Source organism: Ruegeria sp. AP11 (genome assembly GCF_056535865.1).
In genome coordinates, this window is the sequence record NZ_JBQFJB010000001.1 from 626,016 (window position 1) to 639,371 (window position 13,356).

General features: G+C 59.8%; 12 protein-coding genes and 1 riboswitch. Of the genes, 1 reads left to right on the top strand and 11 read right to left on the bottom strand.

Going from position 1 to position 13,356, the window contains the following annotated elements; genetic code table 11:
* Positions 1–93: 93 nt before the first annotated feature.
* The 3 genes from rpsA to ACR3E4_RS03230 all read right to left on the bottom strand — a co-directional run bounded on the left by rpsA (position 94) and on the right by ACR3E4_RS03230 (position 4,505).
* Positions 94–1,770, bottom strand: coding sequence for a 30S ribosomal protein S1 (gene rpsA / locus ACR3E4_RS03220; RefSeq protein ID WP_480533919.1), 1,677 nt, complete (start codon positions 1,768–1,770; stop codon positions 94–96).
* A gap of 343 nt (positions 1,771–2,113) precedes the next feature.
* The gene (locus tag ACR3E4_RS03225; protein WP_480533921.1) at positions 2,114–3,796 is read right to left on the bottom strand and encodes a tryptophan halogenase family protein; all 1,683 of its coding nucleotides are present in this window, start codon (positions 3,794–3,796) and stop codon (positions 2,114–2,116) included.
* Between the two features lie 172 nt (positions 3,797–3,968).
* Positions 3,969–4,505, bottom strand: coding sequence for a hypothetical protein (locus ACR3E4_RS03230; RefSeq protein WP_480533923.1), 537 nt, complete (start codon positions 4,503–4,505; stop codon positions 3,969–3,971).
* A 219-nt stretch (positions 4,506–4,724) separates the two neighbouring features.
* On the opposite strand from ACR3E4_RS03230, the gene ACR3E4_RS03235 reads away from it, so the two are divergent.
* A complete protein-coding gene (locus tag ACR3E4_RS03235; RefSeq protein ID WP_480533925.1) occupies positions 4,725–5,201 on the top strand; it encodes a YHS domain-containing (seleno)protein in 477 nt (158 codons plus the stop codon).
* A 23-nt stretch (positions 5,202–5,224) separates the two neighbouring features.
* Here the strand turns inward: ACR3E4_RS03235 and cmk are convergent, their stop codons facing one another.
* The 8 genes from cmk to ACR3E4_RS03275 all read right to left on the bottom strand — a co-directional run bounded on the left by cmk (position 5,225) and on the right by ACR3E4_RS03275 (position 13,307).
* A complete protein-coding gene (cmk, locus tag ACR3E4_RS03240) occupies positions 5,225–5,839 on the bottom strand; it encodes a (d)CMP kinase (RefSeq protein WP_480533927.1) in 615 nt (204 codons plus the stop codon).
* Entirely contained in the window at positions 5,836–7,182 is a 1,347-nt protein-coding gene (gene aroA / locus ACR3E4_RS03245; protein WP_480533929.1) for a 3-phosphoshikimate 1-carboxyvinyltransferase, read from the bottom strand. The genes cmk and aroA overlap by 4 nt, the downstream gene beginning before the upstream one ends.
* 68 nt (positions 7,183–7,250) lie before the next feature.
* The gene (trmB, locus tag ACR3E4_RS03250) at positions 7,251–7,961 is read right to left on the bottom strand and encodes a tRNA (guanosine(46)-N7)-methyltransferase TrmB (RefSeq protein ID WP_480533931.1); all 711 of its coding nucleotides are present in this window, start codon (positions 7,959–7,961) and stop codon (positions 7,251–7,253) included.
* Between the two features lie 94 nt (positions 7,962–8,055).
* Positions 8,056–9,237 carry a methionine adenosyltransferase gene (gene metK, locus ACR3E4_RS03255; RefSeq protein WP_480533933.1) on the bottom strand — a complete coding sequence of 394 codons (1,182 nt, stop codon included), beginning with the start codon at positions 9,235–9,237 and terminating at the stop codon, positions 8,056–8,058.
* Between the two features lie 5 nt (positions 9,238–9,242).
* Positions 9,243–9,291: riboswitch (SAM-SAH riboswitch) on the bottom strand.
* Positions 9,292–9,312: 21 nt separating this feature from the next.
* Positions 9,313–10,830 (bottom strand): apolipoprotein N-acyltransferase, encoded by a 1,518-nt coding sequence (lnt, locus tag ACR3E4_RS03260; RefSeq protein ID WP_480533935.1) that lies wholly within the window; start codon positions 10,828–10,830, stop codon positions 9,313–9,315.
* A complete protein-coding gene (locus tag ACR3E4_RS03265) occupies positions 10,827–11,711 on the bottom strand; it encodes a hemolysin family protein (RefSeq protein WP_480533937.1) in 885 nt (294 codons plus the stop codon). Before ACR3E4_RS03265 ends, lnt begins: the two co-directional genes overlap by 4 nt.
* A 36-nt stretch (positions 11,712–11,747) precedes the next feature.
* Complete coding sequence (ybeY, locus tag ACR3E4_RS03270; protein ID WP_480533939.1) at positions 11,748–12,242, bottom strand: rRNA maturation RNase YbeY; 495 nt, start codon at positions 12,240–12,242, stop codon at positions 11,748–11,750.
* A 42-nt stretch (positions 12,243–12,284) separates the two neighbouring features.
* Positions 12,285–13,307, bottom strand: a complete 1,023-nt coding sequence (locus ACR3E4_RS03275; protein WP_480533941.1) for a PhoH family protein — start codon at positions 13,305–13,307, stop codon at positions 12,285–12,287.
* Between the last annotated feature and the right edge of the window lie 49 nt (positions 13,308–13,356).

Consider the following 13,356-nt stretch of genomic DNA (forward strand, 5'->3'; position numbering starts at 1 on the left):
AAGCCAACTATTTGGAAGATGTTGATTCGCAACAAAAACGGCCCCGCACCTGTGGTGCGAGGCCGAAATTCATGTTTGGGATGCGCCCCGGACTTAGTCGCCCGACTTCAGCGCGGCACCCAGAATGTCGCCCAGCGATGCGCCCGAGTCGGAAGAACCGTACTGTTCCACGGCCTCTTTCTCTTCGGCGATCTCGCGTGCCTTGATCGACAGGCCCAGACGGCGGGTCTTGCTGTCGACATTGGTGACGCGGACGTCGACCTTGTCACCGGTCGAGAAACGCTCAGGGCGCTGCTCGGCACGGTCACGCGACAGGTCGGAACGACGGATGAACGACTTCATGCCTTCGTATTCCACCTCGATGCCGCCATCTTCGATAGCGGTGACTTCGACGGTGATGACCGAACCACGCTTCACGCCGCCCACGGCTTCGGCGAACTTGTCACCGCCCAGGGCTTTGATCGACAGCGAGATACGCTCTTTTTCCACGTCAACTTCCGAGACAACCGCCTGAACGACGTCGCCTTTGCGGTAGTTCTGGATCGCATCTTCGCCACGCTCGTCCCACGACAGGTCGGACAGGTGAACCATGCCGTCGATGTCGCCTTCGAGGCCAATGAACAGACCGAATTCGGTGATGTTCTTGACTTCACCTTCGACCTCGGTGCCCTCGGGGTGCGTTTCTGCAAACACTTCCCACGGGTTGCGCATGGTCTGCTTCAGGCCCAGAGACACGCGACGCTTGGCGCCGTCGATTTCCAGAACCATGACGTCGACTTCCTGGCTGGTCGAAACGATCTTGCCGGGGTGGACGTTTTTCTTGGTCCAGGACATCTCGGACACGTGCACCAGACCTTCGACACCGGCTTCCAGCTCGACGAACGCGCCGTAATCGGTGATGTTGGTGACGCGACCCTGATGGACCGAGCCCAGCGGGTATTTCGCAGCAACCAGATCCCACGGATCTTCCTGCAACTGCTTCATGCCCAGGCTGATGCGGTGGGTCTCTTTGTTGATCTTGATGACCTGAACCTTGATGGTTTCGCCGATCGTCAGGATCTCGGACGGGTGGTTCACACGGCGCCATGCCATGTCGGTGACGTGCAGCAGGCCGTCAACGCCGCCCAGGTCAACGAATGCACCGTATTCGGTGATGTTCTTGACAACACCCTCGACGGTCTGACCTTCGGACAGGTTGCCGATAACCTCGGCACGCTGTTCGGCACGCGATTCTTCCAGGATTGCGCGACGCGATACAACGATGTTGCCACGGCGGCGGTCCATTTTCAGAATCTGGAACGGCTGCTTCAGACCCATCAGCGGGCCAGCGTCGCGCACGGGGCGAACGTCAACCTGCGAGCCGGGCAGGAACGCAACTGCGCCCCCCAGATCGACGGTGAAGCCACCTTTGACGCGGCCGAAGATTGCACCTTCGACGCGCTGGTCGTCGGCATATGCTTTTTCCAGACGGTCCCATGCCTCTTCACGGCGGGCCATCTCGCGCGAGATGACGGCTTCGCCACGGGCGTTTTCTGCGGCGCGCAGGTAAACTTCGACCTCGTCACCTACAGCGATTTCAGGGGCTTCGCCGGGATTTGCGAATTCTTTCAGATCAACGCGGCCTTCCATTTTGTAGCCTACGTCGATGATGGCCTGACCGGCTTCGATCGCCAGAATCTTGCCTTTGACAACAGAACCCTCTTCGGGTGTGTCCATTTCGAAGCTTTCATTCAGGAGGGCTTCGAATTCCTCCATGGATGCGTTAGCCATGTGGCGTTGTTTTCCTTTACATACGTTTTTGCTGGCCGAGCGGTTGTCTCCGCCGGTCTTGTTTCATGATGTCGTCGGACGTGACCCGGTGCGCCCCTGAGCAAACAAACACAAAGGGCCGAGGTGACCCGGCCCTGCTCAGAAACGTCATCCGGGCGTTGACCGCCCTTGTATCGACAGCGCGCGTATAGGCGGATTTGGCCGTCAGTGCAAGGGCAAAGCCCATATTTCCAAGGCCTGGCCGGATATCGCCAATAGAACGCGATTGCCTATCGCCGATCCGGACCATGAAGGATCAGGGACCTACAGCTGTGTTTCCCGGACAAACCGGGAAACACAGACGCTAGAACAGTTGCAGATCCTTCTTGCCGCTTTGGATTTCGGCAAAGTTCGGCATGTTCTGGACCACCACAGGCGCTGGTGTTGCACCCGGCATTGCCACTGTGGGTTTCGCCGCCGCCTTGGCAAAGGCCGGGCGCTCCAACTCTCCCCTTATGTCGCGCAGCAGGGTTTTGTGGTCCGGCATGGTTTTCAGAATTTGCGCAAGGTCCATCTTTGCGCCTTTCCACCACTGGAACCAGATCGGTTTCTTCAACGGGCGCAGCCGGTCGCGAATACCGGTTCCATAACCTGTGTCATAGACCTGTTTGCCCAAAAGAACCGTTTGATAAACGCGGAAATTGAACAGCGTTGCAAACTCTATATCGTGCTCAATCGGCAGACGATGCTGCCAAAGCTCCAGATTTTCGGCCAGACGATCCGGTATCTTCATCTCGGTGCGCGCGTCGATCCAGTACTGATCGTCGGTGCGGTTGCCCAAACGATAGTGCAGACAGATGAAGTCCAGAACTTCATTGTAAAGGTTATCCATCTGTCGGTTGTATCTGTCCCGCAATGCAGGCTCGATGTCGCGCGTCGGCAGATGCTCGGCGAACCAGCGTATGGCGTGATCGATCATGTGGATCGCGGTACTTTCAAGTGGCTCGATAAATCCGCCGGACAGACCGATCGCCACACAATTCTTGACCCAGGCATTGCGCACGCGCCCGACGCGCATCGGAATCACGCGCGGCGTCAGGCCCTTGCCACTGTCGCCCAACCATTCAAGATATTCGTCCGCCGCCTGATCATCCGTCCGATGCGCGGATGAATAGACGTAACCCGTTCCCACACGATTGTAGAGCGGCACCCGCCACGTCCAACCCGCTCCCAGCGCGGTAGACCGCGTGACGCTTTCGATCTTTTCAGGGTCAGGATGTTCGACCTGCAACGCCATGGCGCGGTCATTGGGCAGATAATCCGAATAATCCAAAAACGGCTCGCCCAGGGCCTGATTGATGATCAACCCGCGGAACCCGGTACAATCCACGACCATCTCGATGTCATGACGACCTTTGCGTTCCAGCATCAGATGGCTGACATTGCCCTGCTCGTCCAGTTCAACCGATTGCACCTCGTCCTGGATATGCTCCACACCGCGTTTGGTGCAGACCTTGGTCAGCATGCCCGCAAATTTCACGGCATCCAGATGATAGGCATAGCCAAACCTCTGCTCGAATTCGGGCGCTCCCAATGGCCGCGCGCCTTTGCACAGCCGTGCCAGATCATCGTGGGGCGAGATCGACTGCGTGAAATCGCGGTCGCCGTTGCCAAAGCGCAGGAAGTATTCGGCCGACTCCAGCCCTTCCAGCAACTGACCGTGGGCGAAGGGGTTCACATAGTCGATGCGATTACCTTTGGCGTCGTTGTTCCAATTGCAGAACTTGACCCCCAGTTTGAACGACGCATTGGTTTCGCGGAAAAAGTCGCGCTCGGAAATTCCGGCCTGACGCAGCGTGACCGGCATACGCGGCACCGTCGCCTCGCCCACACCGACGGTTGAAATATTGGGGCTTTCGATCAGACAGATGCGCGGTCGATCCTTGGGCGCCGACGTGCGGGAAAGCACCATCTCAAGGATCAGCGCAGTCATCCACCCCGCCGTACCACCACCCACGATGGTGATCTTACGTAAACGATTATTCATGTTGTTTCGTCCCTGTTAGCTTGTGGGATTATGTGGCCGGCTCCCCCGTTTTTCGGGTTGTAAGGTGACCTTCCCATTTGGCTTGAGGGCGAGCATAGCAGCTTTCCTGTGTTCAGCTAGAGGCATTGACGCCCCGTCCGACATCGGAACAAGTGCGCATTTCAGAAGAGGCTCAGATCTCCTCGCCTTTCTTCAGAAGGTCTTCGATCAATTCACGCTGCAGATCCTGGCTGTCACCTCCTCCAAATTCCGCTGCGCCCCCGGTGTAAAGGGTGCCATAGGTCTTGGCGATGTTCACCGTCTGGGCCAGGCCAGAGATCAACTGGTCTTTTTTTAATGGGGACAGCGGGTGAATGAACGCAGCCCACAGCCTGCCGTTTGCAATCGCGTAACGTGCATCGAGTGTGCTGTCGAAATTCGCTTGCATCATGCGTTGCAGGTCCGCTTGTGACAAATCAGCAGCGCTGCCAATCGGGATCATCGCCCGCATCCGGTCCGCATTGGTATCGGTAACGACCAGCACCTGCAGATCGGCAACCTTCAGTTCGAACCCCGGCCCAAGCGGCTGCGCCTGGGGATCGAGGGCAAACAGGATCTTGCCCAGACGCTCATATGTCATCGGAGGTTCTGCCTCGGGCACCGGCGCTTCAGAGTCCTGAGCAGCCACGCTGCCTGCGAATAAGAACAGAAACAGAGCTAGTCGTATCATGAGCCACTCCTATGGTTGCCTGTCGCAGCTTAGGGGGCAAAAACACGGCTGGCCAAACAAAGCTATGTGAACGGCTTTTGCGAAGGCCCCGGTTGTTCGGACGAACTGCAATGTTTTGCGGCCTATCTGCGATTACCCGTCCGACAAACCTGCCCTAACCTTGTTGCATCGGCTTGGGAACGACCCGGGCCCTGATCTAAAAAGGAAAGGACTCCCACCATGAAATCGCTCGTATTCACCGCGCTTGCTGCAACTCTGGCGCTGACGGCTCCGGCCTTTGCCGCGGATGAAATCAACGTCTCCAAAGGCATTTCCGCCGCTGGTGCGCCGCTGGCTGCACATGGCGTCGATCTGGTCGCGCTTGTCACAAGCGGCAACCCGGTCGAAGGGTTCTCGAACCACTCGGCCACCTATGACGGCGCGTCCTACTATTTCACCAGCGCAGAAAACCGCGAAGCGTTCGAGGCCAATCCGGCGGCCTACCTGCCCCAGCACGGCGGCTACTGCTCGTTCGGTGTATCTGTCGGCAAGAAGTTCGACGGCGACCCGGATCAGTACCTGATCGCAGACGGCAAGCTGTATCTGTTCCTCAGCGCCGAGACCCGTACCGCGTTCCTGAAGGACGTCGCTGCCACCGCGAAAACCGCGGATGATCAGTGGGCCAACATCAAGAGCATCGCAGTCGGCGAACTGTAAACCTGCTGGTGCCCGTGGCGTAACTACGCCGCGGGCATTTTTTGCGCGATGAGCGCCACGGCCTGTGCCAGAGCCTCATCAATGCTCAGCTCAGAAGTATCCAGCAATACGGCATCTTCGGCGGGTTTCATCGGTGCCGTGCTACGCTCGGCATCTCGTGCATCACGCTCACGTACATCCGCCAGAACCTGTTCCGGGGTTTCGTCCGATCCCTTGGCGCTGAGTTCACGATACCGGCGTTCGGCACGCACTTCGGCGCTGGCTGTGACGAACAGTTTCACGTCGGCACCGGGGCAGATCACGGTACCAATGTCGCGCCCATCCAGCACGGCCCCTCTGGCACGGCGGGCAAAGCTGCGCTGAAAATCGACCAGCGCCGCGCGAACCTCGGGGATCACCGCTACTTTGGATGCGGCCTGCGCGATCTCGGCCGTGCGCAGATCGCCCTGATCCAGTTCTTCCGCCGACAGGGCACGAGCAGCTTCGATAGGGTCCGTGCCCTGCAGAGTGCGCCGTCCGACTGCACGATACAAAAGCCCTGTATCCAGATGCGCAAAACCGAAATGCGCAGCCACACCTTTCGAGATGGTCCCCTTCCCCGCCGCCGCCGGGCCGTCGATTGCGACGGTAAAGCTCATGTGCGTTCGACCTTTGCCCCCAACGCCGCCATCAAAGGCTCGAAGATCGGGAAAGAGGTCGCGATGGGGCCGCCGTCATCCACTGAAACCGGAGCTTTGGCCCCCATGCCCATCACCATGAAGGACATGGCAATGCGGTGATCCAGAAAGCTCTCACAGATGCCGCCGCCGGGAACATTGCCGATGCCCAACCCTTCGACCGACCACCAGTCTTCGCCCTCATCAACGGTCACACCATTGGCGCGCAGGCCTTTGGCCATGGCGTCGATTCGGTCGCTTTCCTTTACGCGCAGCTCTTTGACGCCGCCCATCATGGTGGTGCCAGCGGCATTCGCTGCCACGACAGACAGCACCGGATATTCATCGATCATCGAGGCCGCACGTTCCGGCGGCACCTCGATCCCCTTCATGTCCGGAGAATATTTCGCCCGCAGGTCGGCAACGGGTTCGCCACCCTCTTCCCGCTCGTTTTCATAGGTCAAATCGGCACCCATCTCGCGCAGTGTGGTGAACAGGCCCGCGCGCGTCGGGTTCAGGCCGATGCCGGGGACAAGCACATCCGAGCCGGGCGTGATCAGCGCAGCGCAGACCGGAAAGGCCGCGCTGGACGGATCACGTGGCACGGCAATGACCTGCGGCTTAAGCTCGGGCCGCCCGGTCAGAGTGATAACCCGTCCCTCATCCGTGTCTTCCACCATGATCTCAGCACCAAACCCGGCCAGCATACGTTCCGAGTGATCGCGGGTCGCTTCTTTCTCGATCACCACGGTCTTGCCGGGAGCGTTCAGCCCCGCCATCAGAACCGCAGATTTCACCTGCGCCGATGGCACCGGGACTTCGTAACGCACCGGGGTGGGGTCCGCAGCGCCGACAATTGTCATCGGCAGACGCCCGCCCGCGCGGCCCACAGATTGCGTACCAAACAACGCCAACGGGTCCGTCACACGCGCCATCGGGCGCTTGTTCAAACTGGCATCGCCCGTGAACGTCGCCGTGATCGGACAGGTTGCCATTGCGCCCATGATCAGGCGCGCGCCCGTGCCCGAGTTGCCGCAATCGATGACTTGATCAGGCTCGGCAAACCCACCGACGCCCACACCATGCACCGTCCATTCACCACCGCCATGATCGGTGACCTCGGCCCCGAAGGCGCGCATGGCCTTGGCGGTGTCCAGAACGTCTTCGCCTTCCAGCAGGCCCGAGATCCGTGTCTCGCCCACGGCCATCGCGCCCAGAATCAGCGACCGGTGCGAGATCGACTTGTCGCCCGGAACCTCGGCCGTGCCGGTCAGCGGGCCGCAGGGATGCGAGGTCATCGGGATGGGCGTGCCGTGTCCGGACATGGGGGCTCCTGTTTTCGCTATCAGTTCAAGGCGGATTAGCGAATTGAGGGCCGATGGTCCAGCGGCAATCAGTCCTTGCGGCGGAAGGTCAGATAATGAGGTGTGCGACCTTCGCGCAGGGCTTTCTGTTCGTAGCGGGTGGAAATCCAGTCATCCCACGGCGCGCGCCAGTCGGTCGGACGCTCGGCCAGCCATTCGAACCCGGCCCCCGGAACCTCTTCCAATGTCTGGCGGACATAATCCGGAATGTCGGTTGCAACACGGAAGATCGCGCCCGGTTTAAGGACCCGCGCCAAAGGTTCCAGATGTTCCGGCGTCACAAAACGACGTCGATGGTGCCGTTTCTTGGGCCACGGATCGGGATAGAGCAGGAAGGCCCGCGAGATACTCGCATCGGGCAGCACATCGAACAGATCACGTGCATCGCCGGGATGCACGGCGAGGTTTTCGACCCCGGCCTGACGGATCTTGCCCAATAACATGGCAACGCCGTTGATATAGGGCTCGGCCCCGATGATCCCGATGTCGGGATTGTTCGAGGCCTGATGCACCAGATGCTCACCGCCACCAAAGCCCACCTCAAGCCAGACCGGTTTGCCGCCGAAGAGTGTGCCAAGGTCAAGCGGTGTGCGTTCGGGATTACTCTCCCAGTCCACCGCACCAGGCGACAACGCGGCGAGGTCTTCGTTCAGATAGGTCTTTTGGCTGGGCTTCAGGGTCTTTCCCTTGAAGCGGCCATAGAAGTTTCTGCGCGGGCGTTGGGGCGTCTCGGTGCTCATGGCCGTCGCCATACTGTGCAGGTCGGGACGTTGCAAGGGTACGCCTGCCTACAAATAGAAAGCGCGCCCGAATGGGCGCGCCTTATGGTTTGGTTCAAACAGCCGCTTTCAGCGCGGCGGCCAGATCGGTGCGTTCCCAACTGAAGCCGCCATCGGCATCAGGCTCGCGCCCGAAATGGCCATATGCGGCGGTGCGCTGGTAGATCGGCTTGTTCAGTTCCAGATGCTGGCGAATGCCGCGCGGGGTCAGGTCCATGACCTCGCCCACCGCCTTTTCGATGGCCGCATCCGCAATCTGTCCGGTGCCGTGCGTATCGGCATAGATCGACAGCGGCTTGGACACGCCGATAGCATAGCTCAGCTGGATCGTGCAGCGCTCTGCCATGCCAGCAGCCACCACGTTCTTGGCCAGATAGCGCGCGGCATAAGCCGCCGAGCGGTCAACCTTGGTCGGGTCCTTGCCCGAGAACGCACCGCCGCCATGCGGGGCCGCGCCGCCATAGGTATCAACGATGATCTTGCGTCCGGTCAGGCCCGCATCGCCATCCGGGCCGCCGATGACGAATTTCCCGGTTGGGTTCACATGCCATTCGGTCTCGGCAGTCAACCAGCCGTCGGGCAGAGTCTCGGTAATGTAGGGCTCGACAATCGCACGGATGTCGTCAGAACTTAGCGCCGCGTCCAGATGCTGCGTCGACAGCACGATCGAGCTGACGCCGACCGGCTTGCCATCACGGTAAATCACCGAAAGCTGCGATTTGGCGTCGGGACCCAGCGCGGGTTCTGTACCGTTTTTGCGCACTTCAGCCAGGCGGCGCAGGATCGCGTGCGAATACTGGATCGGCGCTGGCATGAGCGCGGGGGTCTCGGTCGTGGCATAGCCGAACATGATGCCCTGATCGCCTGCGCCTTCGTCCTTGTTGTCCGACGCGTCCACACCCTGCGCGATATGAGCGGATTGTTCGTGCAGCAGGTTGGTCACCTCGACGGTTTCGTGGTGAAACTTGTCCTGCTCGTATCCGATATCCTTGATACAGGCCCGCGCGATGTCGTCGATATGCGCCATATAATCATGGAGCTTTTCCTGATCCGACAAGCCAACCTCGCCACCGATGACAACCCGGTCGGTCGTGGCAAAGGTCTCACACGCGACGCGGGCTTCGGGTTCTTCGCACAGGAATGCGTCAAGTACGGCGTCCGAGATACGGTCACAGACCTTATCCGGGTGCCCTTCGGAAACGGATTCCGAAGTGAATGTGTAGTTCTGTCGGGACATGAATGCGCTCCATTAAGATTTCCCCGTCACGCCAGGAAGCCGTTGTGACGGGCGACCGACCGAATACGCCCGCTGTCAGGCAGGGTCAATGTGTATTTGGTCGCGGCCAGTTCGAGTGTGGTGCCAGAGCAGCGCAAACAGAGCCAGAAAAACCGGAAAATCGCCAATCCGGGAATAAAACGTCGCACCCAGAGGCATGGGCAGTTCAGCGTCGACATACCCGGCTTGCCTCAACGGCAAAGACGCGGTGATCCGCCCCAACGGATCAATCATCGCCGACACGCCGGTATTGGCAGCGCGCATCATGGGCAGGCCCTGCTCGATGGCGCGCATCTGTGCTTGGGCCAAATGCTGATACGGGCCGGACCAGGTGCCGAACCATGCGTCATTAGTGATCTGAAGTAGAAAATCCGCGCGTTCCGGAGCCGACAGAACGTCCTGCGTGAACACCGCTTCATAGCAGATCAGCGGCAGCGCCTTGCCAAGCGGACCAGCCTCCATTACTGCCGCCCCCGGTCCGGCACTAAAACCACTGCCCGCAGTCGACGCCATTCCGTTGATTCCGAAACGTGCCATCAGATTGCCGAACGGGACATATTCACCAAACGGCGCGAGATGGTGTTTGTCATATAGCCCCTGCTGTTCGCCCTGATCGTTCAGGTAAATCATCGAATTGTAGATCTGCAGACCCTCGGCCCTCTGGATACCCAGAAAAACCGGAGTGCCCTGTGCGGCCTCCGCGATGGCCGACAAATAGGGTGCCGCGCTCTGCAGCCAGGCCGGGACCGAGGTTTCGGGCCAGACGATCAGGTCGGGTCTGGGCTGTGCCACGGTGAATTCAAGCTGCCGCGCGAAGAACAGCGGCGTATAGGCCGGGTCCCATTTCTGGTGCTGCGGCGCGTTTGGCTGTACCAACCGCACAATATGGCCGGATTGCTCGACCGAAGGCCGTGTGCCGGCATATCCGATGGCCAACAGTGCCGCCGCAACCGAAATCGCCAGCGGCATCGCAATCGCGCGCGGCGCGCGATCGCTGAACAGCCCGGCCCCCAAGGGAAGCGTCGTCAGCAGCGTCAACGCGCCAACCCCATAAGGCCCCACGAGCGAAAGCAACTGGGCAACCGGAGTATCCACCCAAACCTGAGCAAATCCCGCCCATGGAAACCCGGTCAGAAGATAGCCGCGCCCGAATTCTGCGATGGACAGCGCAAGGGCCAGTACCACGGATTGCGCGACAGGTGACCCTCCGATCCGTTTGGCGACGCCGAAGGCCAAGGCCCAGAACAACGCCAACCCGCCAGACATGAAGATCAGCGCGAACGGCGCCATCCAGGCATGACGTTGGGCATCGACCAGAAACGGTTCGACAATCCAGCTGAGCGCGTGGGCAAAATACCCGGTCGCGAACGCCCATCCCAACGCGGCAGCGCGCCTCGGTGTCTCGCAGGTCAGATAAAGGGGCGCGATCAGCAGCAAAGCCGCGAGCGTGGCAAACCAATATCCCAGAGGTGCAAGGCCCGAGGCCCCAACAGCCCCCAGCCCGGCAGCCAGCGCACATCGCAACCACATGGGCCACAGGCGTGCAGGGGTCATGCAGCGATATCCGGCAACATGACCCGCAGCCGCTTTATGCGGCGCGGATCAGCGTCGATCACCTCGAACTCGGCACCTTCGGGATGGCAGACGACCTCGCCACGCGCGGGCACCCGGCCCGAGAGCATGAAGACCAGACCGCCCAGCGTTTCGATCTCTTCCTCATCCACATCCTCGTGGCTGGTCAGAGAGCGTCCAATCTCGGCCTCGAAATCCTCAAGCGGGACACGCGCCTGCACGACATAACAGCCGGGCTTTTCCTGAACCCAGAGCTGATCTTCGTCGGCGTCATGTTCATCGGCGATCTCACCCACGACCTGTTCGATCAGGTCTTCAATGGTCAGCAGCCCGTCAACACCGCCATATTCGTCGATCACCAGCGCCATGTGGCGGCGTTCGGTCTGCATCTTGGTCAGAAGCACTCCGATCGGCATGGACGGGGGCACAAACAGCAACGTCCTCAGCATCGACGTCAGGTCGAACTCGGCCGAGTTGCCATTGAACCCGTGGGTCAGCGCAAAATCCTTAAGGTGGACAAACCCCAGCGGCGTGTCGAGCGTGCCCTCATATACAGGGATTCGCGACAATCCGCTTTCGCGGAAAATCTGCGCCAGTTCATCCTTCTGGGTTGTCGAAGGAACCGAGGTAATTTCGGCCGTCGGGATCGCGACATCTTCGACCCGCATCCGGCGCAGGTTGATCATGCCACGTGGCTGCGGGGTGCTGATCTCGGCCCCGTTCACCTGATCGGTGTCGTCTTCCTGAGAAGAGAACGCGTCGAAGATACGCGAGAAGAACCCGCCTTTTTCGTCGCTGTCATTGCTGCTGTTCCGGGAATGCGCGCCGTGCGCCGCCCTAGAACTGCCGTCTGTATCGCCCATTATCCTGTTCCAAATGATCGGGCAAAGCTGCCCCTGTCATGCATTATATGGGTTATCTATACCCAGTTTGCCAAGTATCTCGACCTCGACCCCCTCCATCAAAGTGGCGTCGGGGTCACGAATGTGATCGTAGCCCAGCAGATGTAATGTTCCGTGAACGATCAGATGGATCACGTGATCGTCCATGGCTTTGCCCGCCTCTACGGCCTCGCGCGCGCAGGTATCATAGGAAATCGCGATATCACCCAGCGCGATCTCACCTGTAAAATCCGGCTGCGGCGTCAACGGCTTGTCCCCCGCCTCATCGGCGGCAAGATCCTCGGCGGGCCAGCTCAGCACATTGGTTGGCGTGGGCTTTTCCCGAAACTCGGCGTTCAGTCCCGAGATTCGCTGGTCATCACATCCCAGCACGCTGACCTCGCACATATCGGCATCCAGATCGCAATGATCCATTACAGCCGCGATTGCACGCGCCGCCAGAGGTTCAAGACCGTGCCAACGGTCGTCTTCAAGAGTGACTTCCAGATTCATACCAGTGATCCCGGGCCCGAACATCGTCAGGCCCGTGGGAGATTACCCGGTTTCGCGGCCTGCGTCGGCCTCATACGCTTCGATGATGGCGGCGACAAGCGGGTGGCGCACGACATCTTTCGAGGTGAAATAGTTGAAGCTGATATTCGGGATCGTTTTCAAAAGCCGCTCGGCATCCGCCAGACCCGACTGCACCCCGCGCGGCAGATCGACCTGAGACCGGTCGCCGGTGATCACCATCCGGCTGCCTTCGCCCAGACGGGTCAGGAACATCTTCATCTGCATGGTCGTGGCGTTCTGCGCCTCGTCCAGCACCACAAAAGCGTTCGCCAACGTGCGCCCGCGCATGAAGGCCAGCGGCGCAATCTCGATCCGTTTTTCTTCGATCAGCTTGGCAAGTTGTTTGCCGGGCAGGAAATCATTCAGCGCATCATAAAGCGGCTGCATATAAGGATCGACCTTGTCCTTCATGTCACCCGGCAGATAGCCCAGCTTTTCCCCCGCCTCGACAGCCGGGCGGCTAAGGATGATCCGATCCACATGACCACCGATAAACATCGAGACACCAACAGCGACGGCCAGATAGGTCTTACCGGTCCCTGCAGGGCCAATCCCGAAGGCCAGTTCATTGCCGAACAACGACTGGACATAGGCTTTCTGGGCATCGGTGCGCGGCTCTACCAGCTTCTTGCGGGTCTTGATCTCGACGGTGCCGCCCTTGAACATCTCAAGCTGGTCACCATCCCGCGTGCCGGTATCGGCCTCGGAATTTCCCATGCGAAGTTCGCGGTCGACATCCGCGGCTTCGACATCGCGTCCGCCTTCGAGGCGGGTGTAGAGCGATTGCAAAACCTCGATCGCCTGCTTTTGCGAATCTTCATCGCCCAGAACGACCAACTGATTGCCGCGCCGCACAATCTGTACCGAGAGCTTTTGTTCGATATCTGTCAGGTTGCGGTCATATTCACCGCAAAGATCAATCAGCAATCTGTTGTCTGGAAATTCAACAAGCGCCTCACGCTGGGGCATGTCATCTTGCGGTGGGGTCAGGGCACCGATGGCCAATCCGTTCTCCTGTCTTGGCGTTTCACCCTGAGCGTAGACAACATTCCGA